The organism is Mesorhizobium sp. ES1-6 (assembly GCF_020164775.1).
Lineage (GTDB): Bacteria > Pseudomonadota > Alphaproteobacteria > Rhizobiales > Rhizobiaceae > Mesorhizobium.
The window spans coordinates 155761-180902 of record NZ_JAIUGU010000004.1 but is presented as its reverse complement, the minus strand read 5'-3'; the positions used below and the strand labels follow the sequence as shown (position 1 = coordinate 180902).

Annotated in this window: 19 protein-coding genes; 4 read left to right on the top strand and 15 right to left on the bottom strand. The window is 63.8% G+C overall.

The features are described 5' to 3' along the window. Window positions 1-172: 172 nt before the first annotated feature. The 4 genes from LB564_RS12940 to LB564_RS12925 all read left to right on the top strand — a co-directional run bounded on the left by LB564_RS12940 (window position 173) and on the right by LB564_RS12925 (window position 7445). Window positions 173-1813, top strand: a complete 1641-nt coding sequence (locus LB564_RS12940; protein WP_224538142.1) for an acyl-CoA synthetase — start codon at window positions 173-175, stop codon at window positions 1811-1813. 447 nt (window positions 1814-2260) lie between these two features. After that, on the top strand, window positions 2261-2866 hold the full coding sequence (locus tag LB564_RS12935) for a TetR family transcriptional regulator (RefSeq protein ID WP_224538139.1): 606 nt from the start codon (window positions 2261-2263) through the stop codon (window positions 2864-2866). A 48-nt stretch (window positions 2867-2914) separates the two neighbouring features. Next, complete coding sequence (locus LB564_RS12930; protein ID WP_140705638.1) at window positions 2915-4057, top strand: efflux RND transporter periplasmic adaptor subunit; 1143 nt, start codon at window positions 2915-2917, stop codon at window positions 4055-4057. A 241-nt stretch (window positions 4058-4298) separates the two neighbouring features. Next, window positions 4299-7445 carry an efflux RND transporter permease subunit gene (locus LB564_RS12925; RefSeq protein WP_224538137.1) on the top strand — a complete coding sequence of 1049 codons (3147 nt, stop codon included), beginning with the start codon at window positions 4299-4301 and terminating at the stop codon, window positions 7443-7445. A 76-nt stretch (window positions 7446-7521) separates the two neighbouring features. Here LB564_RS12925 and LB564_RS12920 read toward each other — a convergent pair whose 3' ends face one another. From LB564_RS12920 to LB564_RS12850, 15 genes are all read right to left on the bottom strand, one after another. Beyond that, window positions 7522-9231 (bottom strand): APC family permease, encoded by a 1710-nt coding sequence (locus LB564_RS12920; RefSeq protein ID WP_224538136.1) that lies wholly within the window; start codon window positions 9229-9231, stop codon window positions 7522-7524. Window positions 9232-9587: 356 nt separating this feature from the next. After that, window positions 9588-11957: a DUF1989 domain-containing protein gene (locus LB564_RS12915; RefSeq protein WP_224538133.1), complete on the bottom strand. Its 2370-nt coding sequence runs from the start codon at window positions 11955-11957 to the stop codon at window positions 9588-9590. 350 nt (window positions 11958-12307) lie between these two features. Beyond that, window positions 12308-12928 (bottom strand): sarcosine oxidase subunit gamma, encoded by a 621-nt coding sequence (locus tag LB564_RS12910; RefSeq protein ID WP_224538130.1) that lies wholly within the window; start codon window positions 12926-12928, stop codon window positions 12308-12310. Further along, window positions 12921-15902, bottom strand: a complete 2982-nt coding sequence (locus tag LB564_RS12905) for a sarcosine oxidase subunit alpha (protein WP_224538127.1) — start codon at window positions 15900-15902, stop codon at window positions 12921-12923. Before LB564_RS12905 ends, LB564_RS12910 begins: the two co-directional genes overlap by 8 nt. A 226-nt stretch (window positions 15903-16128) precedes the next feature. Next, window positions 16129-16404 (bottom strand): sarcosine oxidase subunit delta, encoded by a 276-nt coding sequence (locus LB564_RS12900; protein ID WP_224538126.1) that lies wholly within the window; start codon window positions 16402-16404, stop codon window positions 16129-16131. 14 nt (window positions 16405-16418) lie between these two features. Continuing rightward, a complete protein-coding gene (locus tag LB564_RS12895; protein WP_224538124.1) occupies window positions 16419-17672 on the bottom strand; it encodes a sarcosine oxidase subunit beta family protein in 1254 nt (417 codons plus the stop codon). A 37-nt stretch (window positions 17673-17709) separates the two neighbouring features. Next, window positions 17710-19017 (bottom strand): type III glutamate--ammonia ligase, encoded by a 1308-nt coding sequence (gene glnT / locus LB564_RS12890; RefSeq protein ID WP_224538122.1) that lies wholly within the window; start codon window positions 19015-19017, stop codon window positions 17710-17712. Window positions 19018-19047: 30 nt separating this feature from the next. Then, the gene (locus tag LB564_RS12885; RefSeq protein WP_140733753.1) at window positions 19048-20376 is read right to left on the bottom strand and encodes an FMN-binding glutamate synthase family protein; all 1329 of its coding nucleotides are present in this window, start codon (window positions 20374-20376) and stop codon (window positions 19048-19050) included. A gap of 6 nt (window positions 20377-20382) precedes the next feature. Then, complete coding sequence (locus LB564_RS12880) at window positions 20383-21105, bottom strand: GXGXG domain-containing protein (protein ID WP_140705657.1); 723 nt, start codon at window positions 21103-21105, stop codon at window positions 20383-20385. Between the two features lie 4 nt (window positions 21106-21109). Then, window positions 21110-22006 carry a class II glutamine amidotransferase gene (locus tag LB564_RS12875; protein ID WP_140705659.1) on the bottom strand — a complete coding sequence of 299 codons (897 nt, stop codon included), beginning with the start codon at window positions 22004-22006 and terminating at the stop codon, window positions 21110-21112. 85 nt (window positions 22007-22091) lie between these two features. Further along, complete coding sequence (locus LB564_RS12870) at window positions 22092-22421, bottom strand: hypothetical protein (RefSeq protein WP_140705661.1); 330 nt, start codon at window positions 22419-22421, stop codon at window positions 22092-22094. Beyond that, a complete protein-coding gene (locus LB564_RS12865) occupies window positions 22418-23107 on the bottom strand; it encodes a hypothetical protein (RefSeq protein WP_224538120.1) in 690 nt (229 codons plus the stop codon). The genes LB564_RS12870 and LB564_RS12865 overlap by 4 nt, the downstream gene beginning before the upstream one ends. Window positions 23108-23152: 45 nt before the next feature. After that, complete coding sequence (locus LB564_RS12860) at window positions 23153-24556, bottom strand: APC family permease (RefSeq protein ID WP_140705662.1); 1404 nt, start codon at window positions 24554-24556, stop codon at window positions 23153-23155. Window positions 24557-24570: 14 nt separating this feature from the next. Continuing rightward, a complete protein-coding gene (locus LB564_RS12855; RefSeq protein WP_224538118.1) occupies window positions 24571-24732 on the bottom strand; it encodes a hypothetical protein in 162 nt (53 codons plus the stop codon). Window positions 24733-24764: 32 nt separating this feature from the next. Next, the gene (locus tag LB564_RS12850) at window positions 24765-25142 is read right to left on the bottom strand and encodes a hypothetical protein (RefSeq protein ID WP_140705664.1); all 378 of its coding nucleotides are present in this window, start codon (window positions 25140-25142) and stop codon (window positions 24765-24767) included.

Genomic DNA, 25142 nt, shown 5'->3' with positions numbered 1-25142 from the left:
CTCGACAAAAGTCAAATTTGCATGAGCAGGAAGCTAGCTCCCGCCGGCGCGGCTCAATCGAGATCACCATTCCAGCAAGTCGGCGCAGCATAGCATTTTCAGCCATTCAGGGGGGATAGCGTGACGACGAACCTAGGGTTAGAAAGCTCGAAAAGACTTTGGGGAGGACGGGATGGCCAATCCCTACGAACAGGATCTCGACAGGAACGCCGCCAACCACCAGCCGCTGACGCCGCTCACCTATCTGGAGCGCGCGGCGAAAACCTATCCCGACCATATCGCCATCATCCATGGCAGTCAGCGCATCAGCTACCGCGATTTCTGGCGCCGCTCGCTGAAGCTGGCTTCGGCGCTTGCAAAACACGGCATCGGCAAGGGCGATACGGTAACGGTCATGCTCTCCAACACGCCGCCGATGTTGGAGGCGCATTTTGGCGTGCCGATGACCAAGGCGGTGCTGCATTCGCTCAACACGCGCCTCGATGCCGCGGTCATCGCCTTCCAGCTCGACCACGCCGAGACCAAGGTGCTGATCGTCGACCGCGAGTTTTCCGATGTCGTGCGAGAAGCACTCGGTCTGGCCAAGGTCAAGCCGCTGGTCATCGACTACGACGATCCCGAATACGCCGCCGACGCGCCTTATCGCAAAGGCGAGCGGATCGGCAAGGTGGACTATGAGGCGTTCGTCGCCGGGGGCGACGAGGATTTCGCATGGTCGATGCCGGACGATGAGTGGGACGCCATCTCGCTCAACTACACTTCGGGCACGACGGGCAATCCCAAGGGCGTCGTCTATCACCATCGTGGTGCTGCGCTGATGGCCTACACCAACACCATCCATGCCGGCATGGCCAAGCATGCGGTCTATCTCTGGACCTTGCCGATGTTCCACTGCAATGGCTGGTGCTTTCCCTGGACGCTCGCCGTCCAGGCCGGCACGCATGTCTGCCTGCGCTGGGTGCGGCCGAAGCCGATCTACGACGCCATTGCCGATCATGGCGTCACCCATCTCTGCGGCGCGCCGGTCGTCATGTCGGTGCTGATCAATGCCAGGGAAGAAGACAAGCGCGCGTTTGCGCAGACGGTCACCTTCAACACGGCGGCCGCGCCGCCGCCAGAGGCGGTGCTGTCGGGCATGGCCGATGCTGGCTTCGCCGTCACCCATCTCTACGGGTTGACCGAGACCTATGGTCCCGCTGTCGTCAACGAATGGCATAATGGCTGGGACGCGCTCGACAAGGGGGCGAGGGCGGGCAAGAAGGCGAGGCAGGGCGTGCGCTATGCCGCGCTCGAAGGCCTGACGGTGATGGACCCCGAGACGATGACGGAGACATCAGCCGACGGCGAGACCATCGGCGAGGTCATGTTCCGCGGCAACATCGTCATGAAGGGCTATCTGAAGAACCGCAAGGCGACGGACGAGGCTTTCGCCGGCGGCTGGTTCCACTCCGGCGATCTCGGCGTCATGCACCCGGACGGCTACATCCAGCTCAAGGACCGCTCCAAGGATATCATCATCTCCGGCGGCGAGAACATTTCCTCGATCGAGGTCGAGGACGCCCTCTACAAGCACCCGTCGGTCGCCTCCTGCGGCGTCGTGGCGCGCGCGGATGAAAAGTGGGGCGAGGTGCCTGTCGCCTACGTGGAGCTGAAGCCGGGCAAAGCTGCCACCGAGGCCGAGATCCTCGAGCACTGCCGCGCGCTGCTTGCCCGCTTCAAGGTGCCGAAGGCAGTGGTGTTTGCCGAGATACCGAAGACGTCGACGGGCAAGATCCAGAAGTTTAGGCTCCGGGAAATGGCGAAGGTGGCGTAGCTGCACCGTCATTCTGCTGACCTCCTTGCCATGGCCTCGACAATTTGCCGCGGACCTCCGTGACTTCGTCATCCTAGGGTGGAGCAGTCGCGAAGCGACGTCGCGGAAACCCCCTAGGATCCATTCCGTGACCTCTCAGCCGTGCTCAACGGCTCCCCGCAGGCTGTCGGCGCTGATCTGTGTAACTCTTTGATTCGCCTCGTTCTTCGGCAGGCGTCACGGCATGGATCCTAGGGTCTGCGCCGCGTCGTTGCGCTCCTTGCGCCGCCTAGGATGACGACGGTACGGGCGTCATGGGCCAATCACCAACGGCGCTCATTGCCCTCCTTGTCACTGTCACCATCTGTCACCAATTATACGTGTACGTCGATTTGGCGTTGACTCCTCATGGCGTTCGATTTACGACTGACGAAAATTGAAATTCGTCACTCATCAAACGAAAGCGCCATGTCCGAAGCCGCCAACATTGTCGCCGATGCCGCCCGACAGGAGAATGTGACGCGCATCCTCGATTGCGCCGAGCGCCTGTTCCGGCACTATGGCTACGGCAAGACCAATGTCGCCGATATTGCCCGCGAACTCGGCATGTCGCCGGCCAACATCTATCGTTTCTTTGCCTCCAAGGTCGAAATCCACCAGGCCGTCTGCGGCCGCATGCTCGGCGCCAGCTACAAGATGGCCTACGAGATCATGCACCTGCCGGTCAGTGCCGAGGAACGGCTGCGGCGTTACGTGCATGCGCAGTACAAGATGACGATGGAGGTCATGCTCGACGACCAGAAGGTCCACGAGATGGTCATCGTCGCGCTCGAACGCGACTGGGGCGTCATCGACAAGCATGTCGACAGCATTCACGATCTCTTCGCCGAGACGATCCGCGATGGCATCGAGGCCGGCGAGTTCAGGAAACAGGACCCGGTGATCGCGTCGCGCTGTTTCGGCGCCGCCACCGTCATCCTGTGCCATCCGCAGATGGTGGCGCAGTGCCTCGCCAAGACCAACCGGGCGATGCCCGACGAGCTCATCGATTACGCCATCAGAGCCTTGAAATAGCCGCCGCCAACCGGTGTCGACAGTCCGCCTCCAGTCGGGAATACCAAGATGTTTTTGTCCAGTTCCATCCTTCGCAAGCTGCCGGTTGCCGGCCTGATCGTCGCATCGCTTGGGCTTGCCGGCTGCTCCCAGGAAAAAGCGGAGGTGAAGGACATCATCCGGCCGGTCAAGGTCGTCGAGATCGCAAAGGCGCATGACACCCGCACGCTGTCCTATTCCGGATCGGTGCGCGCCCGCACCGAGAGCGCGCTGGGTTTCCGCGTCAACGGCAAGATCACCGAGCGTCTCGTCGATATTGGCCAGCGCGTGGCGCCCGGCGATGTGCTCGCCCGCGTCGATCCCTCCGACTACGAACTGTCGGTCAAGAGCGCGCAGGCAGCACTCGATGCCGCCGAACGGCAGGTCGAGACGGTCGAACTCGCCCGCAAGCGCGCCGAACAGCTTTTCGCCAAGAATTTCGCGCCGAAATCGCAGCTCGAACAGGCGACGCTGACCTATGACCAGGCCGTCGCCACGCGCGACTCCGCCCGCTCGACGCTCGCACAGGCCAGGAACCAGGTCGGCTATACCGACCTCAAGGCCGACAGGGACGGCATCGTCACGGCGGTCAATGCCGATGTCGGCCAGGTGGTCGGCTCGGGTACGCCGGTGGTCACCGTCGCGGTCGATGGCGAAAAGGAAGTGCTGATCGCGGTTCCGGAAATGGAGATCGCGGAGTTCAAGCCGGGCAAGGACGTCAAGGCGGGCTTCTGGTCCGACGCGGCGCTGGCGCTCGACGGCAAGGTCCGCGAGGTCGCCGGCAGCGCCGATGCGCAGTCGCGCACCTTTGCCGTCCGCGTCAGCCTGCCCAACGACCCGCGCGTGCTGCTCGGCATGACCGCCAATATCGAGGCGTCGGCGGCCAACGAAAAGCAACTCGTCTCCATCCCGCTCAGTGCGCTCGCCGAGCAAGGCAGCCAGTCGATCGTCTGGACCGTCGATCGTGGCGCCGACACGGTTCATGCCCGTCCGGTCAAGGTCGCCGAGTTCGCCGCCGACGGCGTGCGTGTCGCCGAGGGGCTGAAACCCGGCGATGTCGTGGTCGCCGCCGGCACGCAGTTCATGACCGAGAATCTGAAGGTGAAGCTCGCCGGAGGCACGACGCAGCAGTCCGCCTCGGCCGAGGGCGACGACGCCAGCCAGCTGCGCTGACGACAGACAGGTCGGCCGCGCGTTCCCGCGGCCGCAGGTTTCCGGGCGGCGTGCCCGAAGGTCGAGACGTCAAGGCCGATGTTCCCCCGCATCGATCCTCGCGTCCCACCGCGATGAGTGTCTCCGCGCTCGGAAAGCTCGCCGCCCGGAAGCCAGTATCGAATGCAGATGATTTCGTTCCGCGCGCCGCGCTTCCTCGAAGCACCAGGCGCCGGCAACCAAGCAACGTGGACCAGCACCGATGACGACCTCCACTGAAGAAAAGCGGCCCTTCAATCTGTCGCGCTGGGCGATCGGCCATCCCTCGATCGCGCGCTTCCTGTTCGGGCTGATCATCATCGCCGGTGGGCTCGGCCTGATGCGAATGGGCCAGAAGGAAGACCCCGATTTCACCTTCCGCGTCATGGTCGTGCAAGCGATCTGGCCCGGCTCCTCGATCCAGGAGATGGAGGACCAGGTCGTCAACAAGATCGAGCGCAAGCTGCAGGAGACGCCGCATCTCGATTTCGTGCGTTCCTTCACCCGCGCCGGCAGCGCCATCATCACCGTGCAGATCAAGGGCGACACCAACGCCGCCGAGGTGACGGACGCCTTCTATCAGGTGCGCAAGAAGGTCGGCGACATATCAGGCGACCTGCCGCAGGGCCTGCTCGGCCCCTATTTCAACGACGAGTTCGGCGACACCTTCATCACGCTGCATTCGATCAGCGGTGACGGCTTCTCCTATCCGGAGCTGAAGAAGTTCGCCATCCAGGCGCGCGACATGCTTCTGACGACACCTGGCGTCGAAAAGGCCGTCATCATCGGCGACCAGCCGGAAAAACTCTATATCGACGTCTCGTCCAAGGCGCTGGCCGAACGCGGCCTGACGCTGACCGACCTGCAGAACGCGATCAAGGGCCAGAACAATGTCGACCCGGCTGGCTCCGTCGACACCGGCGTCAATTCGGTGCGCATCTCCGTCGAAGGCGACGTCGCCAAGGCCGCCGACATCAGGGAATTGCGCCTGCGCGCCGGCGGACAGGTCACCCGTCTCGGCGACATCGCCACCGTGACCTCCGGGCTCGAAGATCCCTTCCAGCGCAAATATCGCTTCAATGGTCACGACAGCGTGCAGCTTGGCGTCGTCATGGCCAAGGGTTTCAAGGTCACCGACGTCGGCAAGGATGTCGAAGCGACCTACAAGCGCTTCGAGGAGGCGCTGCCTTATGGCGTCTCGGTCGACCAGATTTCCGACCAGCCCGAAGTCGTCAAGGATGCTGTCAGCGAGTTCATGCATGCGCTCGGCGAAGCGCTGCTGATCGTGCTTGTCGTCTCGTTCCTGTCGATCGGCTGGCGTTCGGGCCTGGTCATCGCCATTGCCATACCGCTGGTTCTGGCCGCCACCTTCGCCATCATGTACGAGCTCGGCATCGATCTGCAGCGCATTTCGCTGGGTGCCTTGATCATCGCGCTCGGCCTGCTCGTCGACGACGCCATGATCGTCGTCGAGATGATGGAGCGAAAGCTGGAGGAGGGGCTGGTCAAGATCGAGGCGGCGAGCTTCGCCTATTCCTCGACCGCATTCCCGATGCTGACCGGCACGCTGATCACCACCGCCGGCTTCATCCCGGTCGGCTTCGCCGCTTCGACCGCGGGCGAATATGTGCGCACCCTGTTCTACGTTGTCGGCATCGCGCTGATCGTGTCGTGGTTCGTGGCGGTCTATTTCACGCCGTGGTTGGGCAACATGATCCTCAAACAGCGCAAGCACGCGGGCAGCCATCACGACGCCTTCGACACGCGCTTCTATCGCCGGCTTCGCTCGACCGTCGGCTGGGCGGTGCGCCACCGCATCATCGTGCTGGTGATGACGCTGGTGACCTTCGGCACCAGCCTGTGGGCCTTCCAGTTCATTCCGCAGAACTTCTTCCCGCAATCGTCGCGGCCGGAAATCCTGGTCGATCTGTGGCTGCCGGAGGGCACCTCGATCAAGGAGGTCGAGGCGCAGGCCAAGACGCTGGAAGCCAAGATGATGGACGACAAGGACAAGCGGTTCATCGCCACCTATATCGGCGAGGGCGCGCCGCGCTTCTTCCTGCCGCTCGACCAGCAACTGCGTAACCCGAACTTCGCCCAGATGCTTGTCATGGCCAATGACGAACCGGCGCGCGAGCGGCTGATCGTCAAGCTGCGCACCATCCTGGCCCAGGATTTCCCGTCGATCCGCGCCAAGGTCGACCGCCTCTTCCTCGGACCGCCAACCGGCTGGCCGGTACAGATGCGCGTCATGGGTCCGGACCGCCAGGAAGTGCGCCGCATCGCCGACCAGGTGAAGGCGAAGTTCCGGGAGGATCCGTTGCTGGGTGCCGTGCATGATGATTGGCTGGAGCCGGTGCCGGCGATGAAGCTGGTCATCGACCAGGACCGTGCCCGTGCGCTCGGCGTCACCTCGCAGCGCATCCGCCAGATGCTGCAGGCCGCGATGTCCGGCGCGCCGCTCGACGACTTCCGCGACGGCGAGGAGACGGTGTCCATCGTCGCCCGCGAGCCGGACGCCAGCCGCAGCCTGCTGTCCTCCGTCGACTCGGTCTATATCCCGACTGATTTCGGTGGCTTCGTGCCGCTGTCGCAGGTCGCCAAGGTGGTGCCTGTGCTGGAGCAAGGCATCGAATGGCGCCGCGACCGCTTGCCGACCATCTCGGTGCGCGCCACATTGCCCGACGGTGTGCAGTCCAACGACGTCGTCACCAAGATGTACAAGGACATGCAGGGCCTGCGCGATGGCCTCGCCCCCGGCTACAAGATCGAGATCCAGGGCGGTGCCGAGGACTCGGCTGAAAGCCAGGCCTCCATCGCCGCCAAGGCACCGATCATGCTGGCCATCATCGTCGTGCTGCTGATGATCCAGCTGCAGAACTTCGGCAAGGCGATGCTTGTGCTGGCGACTGGCCCGCTCGGCATCATCGGTGCTGCTGCTGCCCTGTTGATCAGCGGCGCGCCGTTCGGCTTCGTCGCCATTCTCGGCGTCATAGCGCTGCTTGGCATCATCATGCGCAACTCGATCATCCTGGTCGACCAGATCGACCAGGACATCGCCAGGGGCATGGAACGCTCGGAGGCCATCATCGGTTCGGCCGTGCGCCGCTTCAGGCCGATCGTGCTGACGGCGATGACGGCGGTGCTGGCGCTGATCCCGATCTCGCGCGCCGTCTTCTGGGGCCCGCTCGCCTATGCCATGATGGGCGGCATCCTGGTCGCCACCGTGCTCACCATCCTGGTGCTGCCGGCGGGCTACGCCCTGTTCTTCGGCCGCGAGCCGAAGAAGGCCAAGACCGATGAGCAGGCCCCGGAGCCAGGAGAGATCGAAGGCATCGAGCGGCCGCAACTGGCGTTGGCGGCGGAATGAGAAAAAACCGGCCGGTCGATTTGCGACCGGCCGGTTTTCCTTGATGCAGTGGCTTGGACGCCTCGCAGTCAGGCCATCAGATGACGAACACCCAATTGGCGATGAGCATGACCGCCACACCGGCGATCAGCGTCAGATACGGCAGTATGCCCGCCTTCTTGACCGAAAGGTCGGCGCCCGCCATGCCGAGGTCGGCCAGCATGTGGTCGGGGAACTTGCCCTTGTCCTGGATGTAGTGACGGAAGCAGAACACCGGGATGATCAGTGCCGCTGTGATCAGGCCGGCCCACAGCGCCATCGGGTTCCACACCTTGGCGCCCGCGCCCATGAAGATGGCGTTGACATAGGCGAAGATCGCTCCGATGCCGAGCAGCCAGGACGGCGCCCGCCACGGCCTGGCGATATGGCCGTTGTCGATGCGGTGGATCCAGCCGGCATTGAGGTTGAGGAAGTTGAAGATAATGTAGCCGCAGTTCGACACGGCAAGGATGAAGAAGAAGCTCGTCGCGTCGGCGGAGGCGATTGCCAGCACGATCAGGTTGAAGACGAGATCGGTCCACATGGCCCGCGTTGGGGCGCCATGTTCGTTGACATGGCTGAGATAACGCGGCAGCCAGCCATCGACCGAGCCCTGATAGAGCGTGCGCGAGGAGCCGGCCATCGCCGTCATGATGCACAGCACCAGGGCCAGGATCATCAGCATCACCAGCAGGCTATGGATGATCTTGCCGCCGCCGACCATGCCGGCCAGCGCATCGGCCACGCCTGACCCGTCGACGATAGGCGTTGCCAGCATGCCGTTCAGGCCCAGCACGCCCTGGAAGGTGAAGGGCACCAGGATGAACAGAAGCATGCACAGCAGGCCGGAATAGAAGATGGCCTTGAACGTATCGGTACCGGGATTCTTGAACTCCGACGTGTAGCAGACGGCGGTCTCGAAACCGTAGGTCGACCATGCGGCGATGAACATGCCGCCGAGCACCAGCGTCCAGCCGGCGATGTTCCAGGAGCCGGGGTCCGGCGCGTAGGCGGCCGCCAGCGGCACCAGCGGCGAGAAGTTCGCCCAGTCGATCTGGCCGGTGAAGATCGGCACCACGCCGACGATCAGCATTGGAATGATGACCAGCAGGCCGATATATTTCTGCACGCTGGCGGTGCCCAGGATACCGCGATGCTGGATCGAGAAGATGATCAGCATCAGCAGCGCGCCGATGAAGAAGGTGGCGTTGAGCGTGAAGGACACCGGACCCAGCGTATGGCTCCACAGCGTCCAGTTGCGGATCGCCGGTGTCGCGGCGGTGGTCACCGCGGTGATGGCGTCGGCAGGCGCCGTTCCGGCATGGGCGGCGATGTATGCGACGACATCGGGCGAGGTCTCGGTAAACAGCGGCACCGGCGCCAGCGCATTGAGGATATAGGCGGCGGCGATCGAGCAGCCGAGCGACAGCACCGGCGACCAGGCGAACCAGTTGCACCACACGGAGAGCGGCGCGATGAACTTGGAATAGCGCAGCCAGGCGGTGGCGCCGTAGATCGAGGCGCCGCCGGACTTGTTCGGAAACAGGCCGGCGATCTCGGCATAGGTGAAGGACTGCAGGAAGCCCATGATCATGGACACCGTCCAGATCAGGAAGGCCAGCTTTCCCGTCGTGCCGGCGATGCCGCCGATCGAGAACAGGACCAGTGCCGGAACGCCGCTCGCCACCCAGAAGGCGCCGCGCCAGTCGATATGCCTGAGCAGCTTGCTTTCGGCAGGCTGGTCCAGGACCGTGCTTATCGTGCTCATGTCGATGAGTTCCCCTTTTTCGATGTTCCCCGCCAGCGATGCCTCGGCTACGCGAAGCTTGCTCCCCGGCAAATGATCGTTCCGGCTGTGGTGTTTCCACTCAGTCGTATTTTTTTCTTAAGAGTGAAGATTGATCCGGCGCGCTTTCACGTCAAGCGATTTGTGAAACCGTGCACATCACGCTTGCAAAACATGCTCTTCCCTTCTCCCCCTGTGGGAAAAGGTGTCGCCGAAGGCGACGGATGAGGGGTGTTCCAGCGAAGTGAGGCGTTGGCGTTCCCTGGAACCCTCATCCGTCTCGGCGCTGCGCGCCGATCCACCTTCTCCCACAAGGGGAGAAGGCAAGGGTTGCCGCTCTACGAACGTGGTTTGGTCTTTTGCGGATCGTAGTGGGCAAAGGCGACGACGCGCGCCGGCAGCCGCTTGGCATGGCCGTCGAGCTTGCCGATCTCGACCTCGGTGCCGATGGCGGCGTGGGTGACGTCCAACCGCGCCAGCGCGATGTTTTTGTTCAGCACCGGCGAGCGCATGCCCGACGTGACGACGCCGATCTGGGCGCGTCCGACATGGACGCAGTCGCCATGGCCGACGGCGACATTGCTGTCTATGTCGAGGCCGACTAGTTTGGCCTGCGGATGATCCTTGCGCCGGATCAGCGCTTCACGGCCGATGAAATCGTCGGTCTTGCTCTTCAGCGGCACGGTGAAGCCGATGCCGGCCTCGAACGGGTCGGTCTGGTCGGAGAATTCATAACCGGCGAAGATCAGTCCGGCCTCGATGCGCACCATGTCGAGCGCCTGCAGACCCATCGGCTTCAGTCCATGCGGCTGGCCGGCTTCCCATATGGCGTCGAACACCTTTTCGGCGTCGCGCGGATGGCACCAGACCTCATAGCCGAGTTCGCCGGTATAGCCGGTGCGCGAGACGACGATGGGAATGCCGTTGCCGCCATCGATGCGCGCCACGGCGAAGCGGAACCATTCGAGTTCCTCGATCGAGGGCTGCAGCGGCGAGGTCCAGATCACCTGTTTCAGGATGTCGCGGCTCTTTGGCCCCTGCACGGCGACATTGTGCATCTGGTCGGTGGACGAGCGCACCAGCACGTTGAGGCCGAGCTTAGTCGCCGTCTCGCGCAGCCATTCGCCGGACAGATCGTCGCCGCCGACCCAGCGGAAATTGTCCTTGCCGAGCCGCAGCAGCGTGCCGTCGTCGATCATGCCGCCATGCTCGTAGCACATGGCGGAGTAGACGACCTGGCCGACGCCGAGTTTCCTGACGTCGCGCGTCAGAGTGTATTGCAGCAACGCTTCGGCATCCGGGCCGGTGACCTCGAATTTGCGCAGCGGCGACAAATCCATGATCACCGCGTCCTGCCGGCAGGCCCAGTATTCGGCGATAGGTCCTTCCTTGGCGAAGGAATTGGCCAGCCAATAGCCCCTGTACTCGACGAAGTCGCGTGTGTGCTTGGCAAAGCTCTGGTGAAAGGCTGTCTCGCGGGTCATTTTCGGTTCCGAATCGGGCGTCATGCGTCTGGCGATCGCTCGCGAGAATTTGTGCTGGCCGGAATAGGTCCGCACGTGGATGTCGGTCAGGTCCCAGCCATTGGCCGGCGTCGTGTCGTCGGGGCAGGCGGAGGAAACGCAGACGATGTCGGTCAGCGCGCGCAGCAGCACATAGTCGCCGGCGCGCGACCATGGCTCGTCCGACACCATCACGCCATGGGCGTCGATCGCCGTGTTGAAGAAGAAGTTGATCGCCATCCAGCCGGCGCGGGCGTTCACACCCTTGTCGGAGAGCGCGCGATTAAAATTCTCCGAGCAGTTGGTGTGGCCGGGATAGCCGATGTCGTCGTAATATTTCGCCGCACAGGCGAGCGCGAAGGCGTCGTGCCGGCCGCACGTGTCCTGCACCACCTCGACCAGCGGCTCCATGTCCTGGTCGTAGTATTTGGAATGCAGGCCGGGCATCGGATAGCTCGCGCCCATCAGCGTGCGCGTCGTCGTCACATCAAGCGGATGGTCGAGCCCCATGTCGAGCTTGCGCGCCGAGAAACACTGGAAGTCGGTGCACTGGCGCCCGTCGACATCGATGATCTGCAGATAATCGCCGGCCTTGACGAAATAGGATTCCGCCGTCGCCGAATGGACACGCAGGTCGAGCACCGGATCGGCGAGCGGATCGGCAAGCCGGGATCTTGATTTCAGGCGGATCGTGTTGCGCCGCACGATGATGCTCAGCGGCGTCGCCGTGTCATGGCCGTCGACCAGCATCGGCCCGCCGGGCGCGGCAATCAGCATCGCGCCATCGCGCTGGACGGAAAACGCTTGCTCGGTACCGGCAGGCGTCGAGCCGCCGAATACGCGCACCGCCTTGGGCTGATCAAGCTGAACCTGCCGGCGCTCGAGCCCGCGCCGCAGCGATGCGATGCTGTCATCGCCCTCGGCGAGCAGCGCCTTGATGCCGGCGGCATTGCTGTTGGGTTCCTCGCCGAGAATGCCTGGATCGGTGACGCCTGACTTGTCCCAGGCCAGCAACTCGCAGGCCTGGCCGCCTTCGACGTTGCGCACCGTAATCGCATCGCCGGCCTCGACTTCGATCAGCACAGCGCCATTGCCCTGGATCGTGTACCGTTCCATCCCCGGCGGCAGCGTGATCTGGCCGGGCCTCAAGATGAGGCTTGGCCTGGGCGGTCCGGCTGCGACTGTGGGGTAGGGCGACTGGCTCATCTCAGCCTTGCGGTTCGAGAAACAAGTTTGCCTGTGTGTGAAATTATTTTAGCAGCAAGAATAGCAGTGTCGGTGAGTTTGGCAAGCGGAGGCGCCGTTATTGGTGCTATCGTTTTGGTGCATCCTTGCCGGTCGCGTGGTCTTCGAACGTCAGCGCTGCCCCTCAGCTGGCTGCCGCCATCTTCTCCCCGTAAACGGGGCGAAGGGCGCAGCCGCCGTCGATTTCGCCAGTCGCCAACGTCACAGATCGGAGCGCCGCCGTTGCGGACAGCCCCTTCTCCCCGTCACTATACGGGGAGAAGATGCCGGCAGGCAGATGAGGGGCAGCGCCGAGTTCTGCTGATTGGCAGCTAAAGCTCCACGGAATGCCCGATAGCCACGCCATACTCCGCCGCCGAATCCAGCATCGTGTGCCACAGGCTTTCGGCGAAAGTCGCGAAGACCAGCAGATTGAACACCACCTGTCCGTCGCGATCCGCACCTCGCCATAGCGTAACGCTGGTATGATCCATCGAGGTCGCTGCGGCGGCACCCACGCCAAACACATCGGAATGCAGATCGATAGACGAGAGCTTGGCCAACATCGCGCGCGCCTTCGCGCCGGAGATGCTGATCAGCACGCGCGCATGCGACTGGTCCGACAGCGAGGCGCAGGATGCGAAAACGGGAGCGAGCGACTCCATCGTGTGCTTGCCGCCCTTCGACAGCACCATGAACTGATCCGGTCCCGACCAGATCAGCGTGGCGTCCGCCCTGCCGACCGCCTTTGGCGTCTCCGGCGCCGCGACGCCGAACCGCACCTGTGCGGCCGTCGCCATCTCGGCCGCCTTGCCGCGCCGCGCCATCACCTGGACGAGATCGAAATCGCGGATCTCGCTCAGCGACACGCCGGCGTCACCCTGCGCGCCGTGGCGGCCGGCAACGAGCGCGCGATGAAGCGGGCCGCGGGTCTCCCAGGAAAACTCAGCCACGCTGGCGCCCTCCATCCGGATCGTAGAAGACGGGATTGCAAATCTCGACATCATAGTCCTCGCCGCGCAACGGATCGTGCGCGTGCACGGTTTCGCCGATGCGCTCGCGGCCGCGCTCGATGAGCGCCAGCCCGATCCACTGGTCCAGCGTCGGCGAGAAGCAGACCGAGGTGACATAGCCCTGGTCATTGTCCGGGCCGGGAATCTCGCCTTTCGGAATGATGTGGGCGCCGGAACGCAAGCGCCGGGCCTTGTCGGTCGGCTTGATGCCGACCACCACCTGCCGGTCCGGGGCCACCAGCGCCTCGCGGCCGGCCATGACGCGGCCGATGAAGTCCTTTTTGGTCGACATCATCTTGCCGAGGCCGAGATCGGCCGCGGTTGTCGTGCCGCTGAGTTCCGGCCCGGCGACATGGCCCTTTTCGACCCGCATGACGCCGAGCGCCTCGGTGCCGTAAGGCGTCACGCCGAACGGCTGGCCCGCAATCATCAGATTGCGCGCCATCGCCTCGCCGTAGCGCGCCGGCACCGAAATCTCGAACGCCATTTCACCGGAGAAGGAAATGCGGAACAGCCGCGCTTTGACGCCGCCGCGCAACGCGACTTCGCGCGCGCCCATGAAGGGGAAACCTTCGTTGGAGAGATCTTCCGAAGGATCGACGATCTCTTTCAACAGGTCGCGGGTCTTGGGTCCGGCAATGGAGAACTGCGCCCACTGGTCGGAGACCGAAGTCAGTTGCACGTCGAGTTCCGGAAACAGCACCTGCCGGCAGAATTCGAGGTGCTGCATCACCAGCCCGGCCTTGGCCGTCGTGGTGGTCAGGAAATAGTGGTCCTCGGCCAGCCGCGACGTGGTGCCGTCATCATAGACGATGCCGTCCTCGCGCAGCATCAGCCCATAGCGCGCCTTGCCGACGGCAAGATTGGAGAAGGTGTTGATGTAGACGCGGTCGAGGAAGGCGCCGGCGTCCGCGCCATGCACGTCGATCTTGCCGAGTGTCGAGACATCGCAGAAGCCGACGCCGCCGCGCACCGCCTTGACCTCGCGGGTCACCGATTCCAGCCAGTCCTTCTCGCCCGCGCGGGGGTACCACTGTGCCCGTTTCCATAAACCGGTGTCGACAAAGATAGCGCCCTGTTCGGCTGCCCAGTGATGCGACGGCGTCAGCCGCGTCGCATGAAAATTCTCGTCGCGATGGTGGCCGGCAAAGGCACCGATGGCGACGGGCACGTAAGGCGGGCGATAGATGGTCGTGCCGGTCTCGGGAATGGATTTGCCCGTGACCGCCGCCATAATGGCGAGGCCGGCGACGTTGGAGGTCTTGCCCTGGTCGGTCGCCATGCCGAGCGTGGTGTAGCGCTTCAGGTGCTCGACCGATTCAAAACCTTCGCGTTGCGCCAGCTCGATGTCGGAAGCGGTGACATCGTGCTGCTGGTCGACAAAGGCCTTGCCCTTGCCGGCGACATGCCAGAGCGGCGTCAGCGAGAAGGCCTCGTCGTTGGCGACAGGCGCCGATCCCGCGTTGCCGGCGCGTCCTGCATCACGTGCAGCCGCCGCACCGGCCTCGAAGCCTTCGCGCAGGCAAGCGCCTAGGCCAAAGGCGCCGTTGGCCGCGCCTGCGGCAACCATACCCGGGGGCGCGCCATCCGGCACGAAGGCGGCGATGTCGTCGCGCCATTTCGGCCGGCCGCGATGGTATGAGGTGAGCCCGACCGCCGGGTTCCAGCCACCGGACACGGCAAGTCCGTCGGCCTCGACCTCGGCACGTGCGCCGCCGGTCAGCGAAACGGAAAGCTTGCGCACGCCGGTCTTGCCGCCGTCGACGCCGCTGACGGAGCCGTGCAGCACCGGGAAACCGCCCTTGCCGGCAAGCGAGCGATGCGCCGGCGAGATCTCCGCACGGGCGTCGATCACCGCCGCGACCTGCAATCCGGCGCCGAGTGCTGCCTCGACCGTGCGCCAGCCATCCTCGTTGTTGGCGAACAGCGCGATGCGCTTGGCCGGCGCTGCGGCGTAGCGATTGATGTAGCTGCGCATCGCGGACGCCATCATCACGCCGGGCGTGTCGTTGCCGGCAAAGACGATTGGCCGTTCGAGCGCACCTGCCGCGACGACGCAGCGCTTGGCCACGATCCGCCACAGACGCTGCCGCACCTGATGCTCGGGCGGCTGCGGCAGATGATCGTTGACCCGCTCGATCGCGCCATATGTGCCGCCGTCATAGACGCCGAACAGCGTTGTGCGCGTCATGATGCGCACGTCGGGCAGGGAGCCAAGTTCAGCCAGCGTTCGCGCCAGCCATTCGGCCGCCGGCAGCCCGTCGATCGTGCCACCATCGGCAAGCAGGCGGCCGCCGGGCACGAAATCCTCTTCGCACAGGATGACCCGCGCGCCGCTGCGGCCGGCAGCCAAAGCCGCAGCCAGGCCGGCCGGCCCCGAACCGGCGATCACTACGTCGCAATGCGCCCAGGCCTTGTCATAGTGGTCGGGGTCGGGAACCACGGCGGCACGGCCGAGGCCGGCGGCGCGGCGGATCGCCGGTTCGTAGATCGCTTCCCAGAACTTCGCCGGCCACATGAAGGTCTTGTAGTAGAAGCCGGCGACGAAGATCGGCGCGAACAGCTGGTTGACCGACATGACGTCGAAGTTGAGCGACGGCCAGCGGTTCTGGCTGGCGGCCTCAAGACCTTCATAGAGTTCGGCCGTCGTCGCCTTGGTATTCGGCTCGCGCCGCGCGCCGCTGCGCAGTTCGACCAGCGCGTTCGGCTCTTCCGAGCCCGCCGTCAGGATGCCGCGCGGGCGATGGTATTTGAACGAACGGCCGACCAGCTTGACGCCGTTGGCGACCAATGCCGAGGCAAGCGTGTCGCCTTTGAAACCGGAGAGGCTCTTGCCGTCGAAGCTGAAATTCAGTGGCGCCGCACGGTCGACGAGACCGCCCGATGCAAGGCGATTGGCTTGGGAAGAAGTCACGATGCCTGGCCCTCATGCGGGAGCGCCGCGCTGCCCCTCATCGCCCTGCCGGGCACTTCTCCCCGTATAGTGACGGGGAGAAGGAGGCTGGCCGCGGCTGCGGCGCCCTTCTTGCAACGCTGATGATTGGCGAAACCGTTGATAAGGGCGCCCCTCTCCCCGTCTCTATACGGGGAGAGGATGCCGGCAGGCAGGTGAGGGGCGGCGCTGACCTGGACAGAATAAGTCATCTCACAGCCTGCCTCGCCCCGGCACCCGGCGCCGGTTCAACCGCCGAAATCTCATGCGTCAGCGTGTTGCGGGTGACCTTCAGCCAGGCCCGGCAACCGCCGCCGTGATACCAACTCTCGTCCATGACGCCGGCGATATTGTCGCGCAGATAGACGTAATCGTAGACCTCGTCTTCCGACGCTCCAGGTGCCGGCCGCGCGGGCTTGGCGTCGCCGAGATAGGTGAATTCGCCAAGTTCGCGTTCGCCGCAGAAGGGACAGGTAATGCGCATGGTTCCAGCCGTCTTCAGTGCAGGTTAGGTTGGGCGCCCTGGCCCTTTTCGTCGATCATGGCGCCGGTCCGGAACCGGTCGAGGCGGAATCGGGCGGCCTCCTTGTGCGATTCGTCGCGCGCGATCAGGTGGGCGAAGACGAGGCCCGAACCCGGCGTCGCCTTGAAGCCGCCATAGCACCAGCCGGCATTGAGGTAGAGCCCGTCGACCGGCGTCTTGTCGATGATCGGCGAGCCGTCCATCGACATGTCCATGATGCCGCCCCACTGGCGCAACAGCCGCACGCGGCCGATCATCGGGATGATCGCCATGCCGCCCTCGCAGACATCTTCCATCACAGGCAGATTGCCGCGCTGGGCGTAGGAATTGTAGCCGTCGATGTCGCCGCCGAAGACGAGGCCGCCCTTGTCCGACTGGCTGACATAGAAATGTCCAGCGCCAAATGTCATGACGCCTGGAATGAGCGGCTTGATCGCCTCGGAGACGAAGGCCTGCAGCACATGGCTCTCGATCGGCAGGCGCAGGCCGGCCATCTCAGCGACGCGCGACGAGGACCCCGCGACCGCCATGCCGACCTTGCCGGCACCGATCCTGCCGCGCGAGGTCTCGACGCCGGCCACCTTGCCATTGGCGTCCCTGACAAAGCCGGTCACTTCACAATTCTGGATGATGTCGACGCCAAGTTCGCTGGCGGCGTGGGCGTAGCCCCAGGCCACCGCGTCGTGGCGCGCCGTGCCGCCGCGCCGCTGCAAGAGCCCGCCTTGCACGGGGAAGCGCGCATGGTCGAAGTTCAGGAACGGCAGCATCTTCTTCAGCGCTGCCTGGTCGAGCAGTTCGGCATCGATGCCGTTGATGCGCATCGTGTTGCCGCGCCGCGCATAAGCATCGCGCTGCGCGTCGGAATGGTAGAGATTGAGAACGCCGCGCTGGCTCACCATCGCGTTGTAGTTCAGATCCTGCTCCATCCGCTCCCACAGCTTCATCGACAATTCGTAGAAGCCGGTATTGCCGGGCAGGCCGTAATTGGAGCGGATGATGGTGGTGTTGCGGCCGGCATTGCCGGAGCCGATCCAGCCCTTTTCCAGCACGGCGACATTCCTGATGCCGTATTCGCTGGCCAGGAACCAGGCGGTGGCCAGCCCATGGCCGCCACCACCGATGATCACCACGTCGTAGCGGTCTTTCGGTGTGGCGTCGCGCCATGTGCGCTGCCAATTCTTGTGGCCTGAAAGGGCGGCGCGTGCGAGCGAGAAGATCGAGTATTTCATCAGTTCATTCCGAGGTCGCTCGCACCGCTAAAGACGATCAAATGTCCAGCGTGTGGTCGCGCTCCCATTGCGTGAAGTGCGAAGCATAGGAATTCCATTCCTGGTGCTTCAGCTTTAGGTAGGCCGACGAGAATTCCTCACCCAGCGCCGCCTTGAGCGATTTGTCCTTGTCGAACTCGCGTAGCGCGTCGAGCAGGTTGAGCGGCAGTTTCGGCGCACCCTTCACCGTATGCCCGTGCTGGTACATGTCGATGTCGTAGCGCTTGCCCGGATCGGCCTGCGAGCGGATGCCGTCGAGGCCGGCGGCGATGATCACGACCTGCAGCAGATACGGGTTGACCGCACCGTCGGGCAGGCGCAGTTCGAAGCGGCCGGGGCCGGGCACGCGCACCATGTGGGTTCGGTTGTTGCCGGTCCAGGTCACCGTGTTCGGCGCCCAGGTCGCGCCAGAGATGGTGCGCGGCGCGTTGATGCGCTTGTAGGAATTGACCGTCGGGTTGGTGATCGCGGCCAGCGCCGAGGCATGTTTCATGATGCCGCCGAGGAAGTTCCTGCCCTTGGCCGACAGGCCAAGCTCCATCGACTTGTCGGCGAAGACGTTGGTCTTGCCTGACTTGTCCCACACCGAAATATGGGCGTGGCAGCCATTGCCGGTCAGGCCCTGGAAGGGTTTTGGCATGAAGGTGGCGCGCAGGCCGTGCTTCTCGGCGACCGACTTGACCATGAACTTGAAGAAGGAATGCTTGTCGGCGGTCGCCAGCGCGTCGTCGAAGTTCCAGTTCATCTCGAACTGGCCGTTGGCGTCCTCATGGTCGTTCTGATACGGCCCCCAGCCCAGCGCCAGCATATGGTCGCAGATTTCGGCGATCACGTCGTAACGGCGCATCACCGCTTGCTGGTCGTAGCAGGGTTTTGACGCCGTATCGTACTCGTCGGAGATCGCCTTGCCGTCGGGCGAGATCAGGAAGAACTCGGCCTCGACGCCGGTCTTGACGTGCATGCCTTCGCTGGCGGCCTCGGCGATCAGCCTGTTCAGCGTGTTGCGGGGTGCCTGGTCGACCCCCTTGTCGTCCATGATGCAATTGGCGGCGACCCAGGCAACCTCGGGCTTCCATGGCAGCTGGATCACCGAATCCGGATCCGGAACCGCCAGCATGTCGGGATGCGCCGGTGTAAGATCGAGCCAGGTGGCGAAGCCGGCAAAGCCGGCGCCATCTTTCTGCATGTCCGATATCGCCTGCGCGGGCACCAGCTTGGCGCGCTGGCCACCGAACAGGTCGGTGTAGGAAATCATGAAATACTTTACGCCGTTCTTCTTGGCGAAAGCGGCGAGATCGTTCCCCATTATAGTTCCTCGCTTATGTCTGCTGAAGGCTTAGAAGGTGTTTTTTCCCGGTATCCAGTTGGTGCCGGCCAGCGGCACGCCGGCCATGGCGGCTGCCTCGATCGTGAGGGCGACGAGGTCCTCGGGTTCGAGATTGTGCAGGCTGTTCTTGCCGCACGCGCGGGCAATGGTTTGAGCTTCGAGCGTCATCACCTTGAGGTAGTTGGCGAGCCGCCGTCCAGCCGCGATCGGGTCGACCCGCTTCATCAACTCGGGATCCTGGGTGGTGATGCCGGCCGGGTCTTTGCCCTCGTGCCAATCGTCATAGGCGCCAGAGGTGGTGCCAAGCTCGTTATACTCCGCCTCCCAGCGGGGGTCGTTGTCGCCGAGCGCCACCAGGGCCGCCGTGCCGATCGAGACCGCGTCGACGCCGAGCGCCAGCGCCTTGGCGACATCGGCGCCGTTGCGGATGCCGCCGGAGACGATGAGCTGCACCTTGCGATGCATGCCGAGATCCTGCAGCGCCTGCACGGCCGGCCGGATGCAGGCGAGCGTCGGCTGGCCGACATTTTCGATGAACACTTCCTGCGTCGCCGCCGTGCCGCCCTGCATGCCGTCAACGACGACGACGTCGGCGCCGGCCTTAACCGCGAGTGCGGTGTCGTAATAGGGGCGGGCGCCGCCGACCTTGACGTAGATCGGCTTTTCCCAGTCGGTGATCTCGCGCAGTTCGAGGATCTTGATCTCGAGATCGTCCGGGCCGGTCCAGTCGGGGTGGCGCGAGGCCGAGCGCTGGTCGATGCCTTTCGGCAGCGTGCGCATTTCGGCGACGCGGTCGGAGATCTTCTGTCCAAGCAGCATGCCGCCGCCGCCCGGCTTGGCGCCCTGGCCGACGACCACTTCGATGGCATCGGCGCGGCGCAGGTCGCGCAGGTTCATGCCGTAGCGCGATGGCAGGTATTGATAGACCAGTTGCTTGGAATGGCCGCGCTCTTCCTCGGTCATGCCGCCATCGCCGGTCGTGGTCGAGGTGCCCGACAGCGTCGCGCCGCGCCCGAGTGCTTCCTTGGCCGGGCCGGACAGCGAGCCGAAGCTCATGCCGGCGATGGTGATCGGGATCTTCAGCTCGATCGGCTTCTTGGCGTGGCGCGAGCCCAGTACCACCGAGGTGTCGCAACGCTCGCGATAGCCTTCCAGCGGATAGCGCGAGATCGAGGCGCCGAGGAATAGGAGATCGTCGAAATGCGGCAGCTTGCGCTTGGCGCCGGCGCCACGGATATCATAGATGCCGGTCGCCGCGGCGCGGCGGATTTCGGAAAGCGTGTAGTCGTCGAAGGTCGCGGATTTGCGCGGTGTCGTCGGCGGGTTGCGGTACGTCATCTTGCCTCAATACGCGTCGGCGTTGTCGATATTGAAATTGTAGAGCGTGCGCGCCGAGCCGTAGCGCTTGAACTCCGACGGCTTGACGCCGGTCACGCCGGCGCGGTCGAGCAGGCCCTGCAGCAATTCCAGGTGCTCGGGCCGCATCTCCTTGACGATGCAGTCGGCGCCCAGGCTGTCGACCTTGCCGCGTACGAAGAGCCGCGCCTCGTAGATGGAATCACCGAGCGCATCACCGGCATCGCCCAGCACCACGAGGTTGCCGGACTGCGCCATGAAGGCCGACATGTGGCCGATATTGCCGTGCACGACGATGTCGATGCCCTTCATCGAGATGCCGCAGCGCGAAGACGCATTGCCCTCGATGACCAGCAGGCCGCCCTTGCCGGTGGCGCCGGCATACTGGCTGGCGTCGCCTTTCACCGTTATCGAGCCCGCCATCATGTTTTCGCCGACGCCGGGTCCGGCCGAGCCGTGCACGGTGATCGCGCTGCCCGAATTCATGCCGCCGCAATAGTAGCCGACGCTGCCGCGCACATCGATGCTGACTGGCTGGTCGACACCGACGGCGACCGAGTGGTTGCCTTTCGGGTTGAGCACTTCCCACGCCGTCTCGTTGGAACCGGGGGTGAGTTGGTGCAGCGCCTGGTTGAGTTCGCGCAACGACTGGACGTCGAGGTCGAAGACGCGCGCATGGCTTTCGCGCGTTGCCTTGGAGGTTGCCGGCATGAACTCAATGCTCCCAGAAATAAACGGTTGCGGGCTCCGGTTCCCAGACCCGCGCATTGTCGATGCCGGGTAGTTTGGTCAGCGCGCGATATTCCGAGCCGAAGGCGACATACTGGTCGGTTTCGGCCATCACGGCGGGCTTGCAGGCGATCGGGTCGCGCACCACGCCAAAGCCGTTCTTGGTGCCGACGACGAAGGTGAAGAAGCCGTCGAGGTCCGACAGCGTGCCTTCCAGCGCTTCGCCGAGGTTCTTGCCATGCGCCATCTGCGAGGACAGATAGGCGGCCGCCACTTCGGTATCGTTCTCGGTCTCGAACTTCATGCCTTCGCGCACCAGTTCGCGCCGCACATTGTTGTGGTTGGACAGCGAACCATTGTGCACCAGGCACTGATCGCCGCCGGTCGAAAACGGATGCGCGCCCATCGTCGTCACCGCCGATTCCGTCGCCATGCGGGTATGGCCGATGCCATGCGTGCCGGTCATCTTGCGCACCTCGAAGCGGTCGACGACGGCTTCGGGAAGGCCGACTTCCTTGTAGATTTCCACCGCTTCGCCGGCGCCCATGATGCGCACGTCGGGACGAAGCGACTGAAGGGCCTCACGCGCCGCGTCGACCTTGTCGGGCGTGGTCCTGACCACCGCATGTGTCGATTTCACCGCAATGCTCACCGGCGCCCCGAGAGCCTTGGCGAGTTCGGCGTCCAGCCCGCGAAAATCGCGGTCAGGCTTCGGCGACTGGATGGTGATCTTGGCTTCGTTGCCTGATGTCGCGCCATAGATGGCGATGCCGGCGCTGTCCGGCCCGCGATCGCTGAGCGATACGAGCATCTCCGACAGCATCGCGCCGAGCTTCGGCTCCAGCGTCTTGTCCTTCAGGAAAAGTCCAACGATTCCGCACATGTCAGCCTCCCGACGTTTGTGACCATGAGATGATGTACCGAATGAAATCCTCGAATTCAATGGTATGAAAAAAATTTTCCTCTGGTTACGTATGTGGCTCGATGCCGCTCTGCATGTCGTCGCTCCCCGGTCGGGCATTATGAGCCCATTTGGCGGTACGGATACGGGCGAGCTTGTAGGCGTCGAGGATCGACAGCGCATAGATCAGGAAGCCGCCGGCGTGCCGGCCGACGAAGCTGGCATCCGGCGGCGAGATCTTGGCGGTTACCCAGGCCAGGATGACCATGAAGAAAAGGAACTGCAATCCGCGCACGGGCACGCCAAGAATGACATGACCGCTGCCCGGCAGCGCGATAGCCGCGCCCAGGACGAGATAAGGGCTCACTGGCGCCGGCGAAGTGTTTGAAGTGCTCATGCGGCCTGCCGTTCGCTTCGGTTGATGGCGTCGCGCAGCTCGGACAGCGATACGAGCAGCCGCTCGATCAGCATCGCATCGATCCGTGTGTCGCCGAACGCGGCTTGCCGGAAGACACCGTAGCGCGCCCGTTCGGCCTCGGCCAGCAGCCAGACCATGCGTACGCCCTTGGGTGTGATCAGCAACTCCTTGGCGCGGCCATCCGAAAACACTTCGAGATGACCGGTGATGATGCCCTGCGGAAAACGCGTGCCCCTGTGGTCGGTCCGCAGCACCGCCTCGGCGGGAAAGCCCGGCGCCTTCGGCAGCGTGTGCGCAAGATGGTCGAAATTGGAGAATGTGGTCGGCGAGCCCGGCCGCATCATCATGTCGAAAGTGGCAGGCACGGCAACCTTTTCGGTGATCGAGACGGAAAGCCAGCGCGTCGGCAGCTTTCGCGTCGCCAGCGTGTCGACGATGGTGTGCACTTGCACCCGACGGCTGTTCCAGGAGCCTTCCCAGGTCAAAACACCCGCGGTGCCATCGGAGACATTGGCAGCGTCCACAATGACGGCGCGGATGCTGGCCGTATCGAAAGCCAGCGCGGCCAGCGCTTTGTTGTGATTGGCACGCGCCATGAAGGCGAGGTGGAAGACGAGAGCCAGGGCAATCGCCCCGACAAGCAATATGGATGTCACGTCACGCACCTCACGATGGCTCGCCCTGCTTCGGGCGAGCTTCCTTTGCTCCGATCAATAGCCCTGCGGTTTCGGCCACGGCATGGTGAACTGGTCGCCACGCCGCACGAATTTGTAGCGGTAGAAGTGGAACCACACGGAAATCAGGAAATAGAAGATGGTCATCGCGATCAACTGCGAACCGAAGCCGAGAAAGATGGCGAAGAAGGTCACCACGCACAAGCAGAACAGCACGATCGCCGGCAGCGGATGGAAGGGGTGCGTATAGCCGCGGCGGATCGAGCCCAGCGGCCACTTCTTCCTGAACATCATGATGTTGATGCTCATGAAAGTGTACTGCAGCACGCCCGACAGGATCGAGAAGGTGATCGCCTGGTTGAGGTCGGCGATGAAGGCGAAGGCGAGCGCGATCGGCAGCAGGAACAGGATCGAGCGGTAGGGCGTGCGGTATTTCGGATGCACCGCCGAGAACCAGCTTGGCAGATAGCGGTCGCGGCCGAGCGAGAACCAGGCGCGCGCGGCGTCGTTGATGCAGCCATTGGCCGAAGCCAACGCCGCCAGCAACGTGGCGACGAACAGAAGGTTCTCCAGCAACGGGCTGCCGGTCAGCTTGCCGGCGTCCCACAGCGGATAATAGGTGATGCCGAGATATTCCCAGGGCATCAGCGAGGCGCAGACATACCATGTCATGGCGGCTGCGATCAGCAGCGTGATCATTCCGGCCATGGTACCGTAGGGCAGCGAGCGGGCCGGCGAACGCACTTCCTCGGCCGCCTGCGTCGTGCCTTCGATGCCGAGATAGTACCAGATGCCAAACTGGAAGGCGGCGATGACGCCGATCCAGCCATAGGGCAGCGCATTTCCCGGCGTCACGAGTTCGTTGAGCTTCAGCACCGCCCCTTGCGTCCACGGGCTGACCGAAAAGAACAGGATGACGATCGAGACGTAGGCGATTGCCGTGATGACGAAGTTGACGTTGAGCGTCATCAACACGCCGCGATAGTTGAGCCACGCCAGCACCACGATGGTGGCGGCGATGAAGGAATTGTGGGTGAGCCCTTCGACGCCCGCCTTGGCGACGATAGTGTCGCCGAGCAGGATGGCGTCGGACACTTCAAGCATGGTGTAGGCAAACACCAGGAACAGCGCGACATTGAACGCCATCAACGGCCCGACAATGTGCTTGGCCTGTGCGTATTGGCCGCCGGCGGCGGCGACGGTCGAGGTGACTTCGGAATCGATCATGGCGACGGAGGTGTAGAGCAGCCCGACGATCCAGCAGACGATCAGCGCCGCCAGCGCGCCGCCCTTGTCGGCCGAGAAATTCCAGCCGGTGAACTCACCGACCAGGACGATGCCGACACCAAGCGCCCAGACATGGGCCGGGCCAAGCACCCGAAGCAGCGATACCCGGTCGCCGTGAATTGTGGTGGTGGTGTTTTCAAGCGCGACCGTCATCGATCAATCCCCACTCAGATCCGGTGTTTTTCGGAAGCGGCTTCAAGCTCGCCTTCACGCGACGAGGTCAGAACGTCCTCGGAGTAGTTTGTATCGACCTTGAACCAGTCGTAGAGCATCCACAGCGCGAGCACGATCGAAATGCCCCAGCATGCGTAAGAGAGCGCCATCCACATGATCGTGTCCCCAAATTCTTCGTCGTCAAACCTTATTTGTCGTCGAACTTTTCTTTGATGACGTCTCGATATTCGCGGTCGGATGCCCGGAACAGGAAGACGAAATAGCCGATCAGCACGGCCGCCATGATGATCAGTGTCGGCCAGTCGATGATGTAGTGGAACCGGTTCTGGATGATGTCATGCGCGGTCTCCGGCGTGTAGCCGAGCTTCTCCCAGATCGAGGCCATTGTCGGGTTCTGTCCAAGGGCTTCCCAGGTCTTGGCATCAAGCGCGTCGATGGACTTCGCCGCCCCGGCCAATCCCATTTTCAGCGGCAGCCACAGCGCCACGAAGATGGCGACCACGACAACGGCAATATCGAAAACCTGCCCAGCCTTGCTTTGCTCCGGCGGCGTATAACGCGGCAT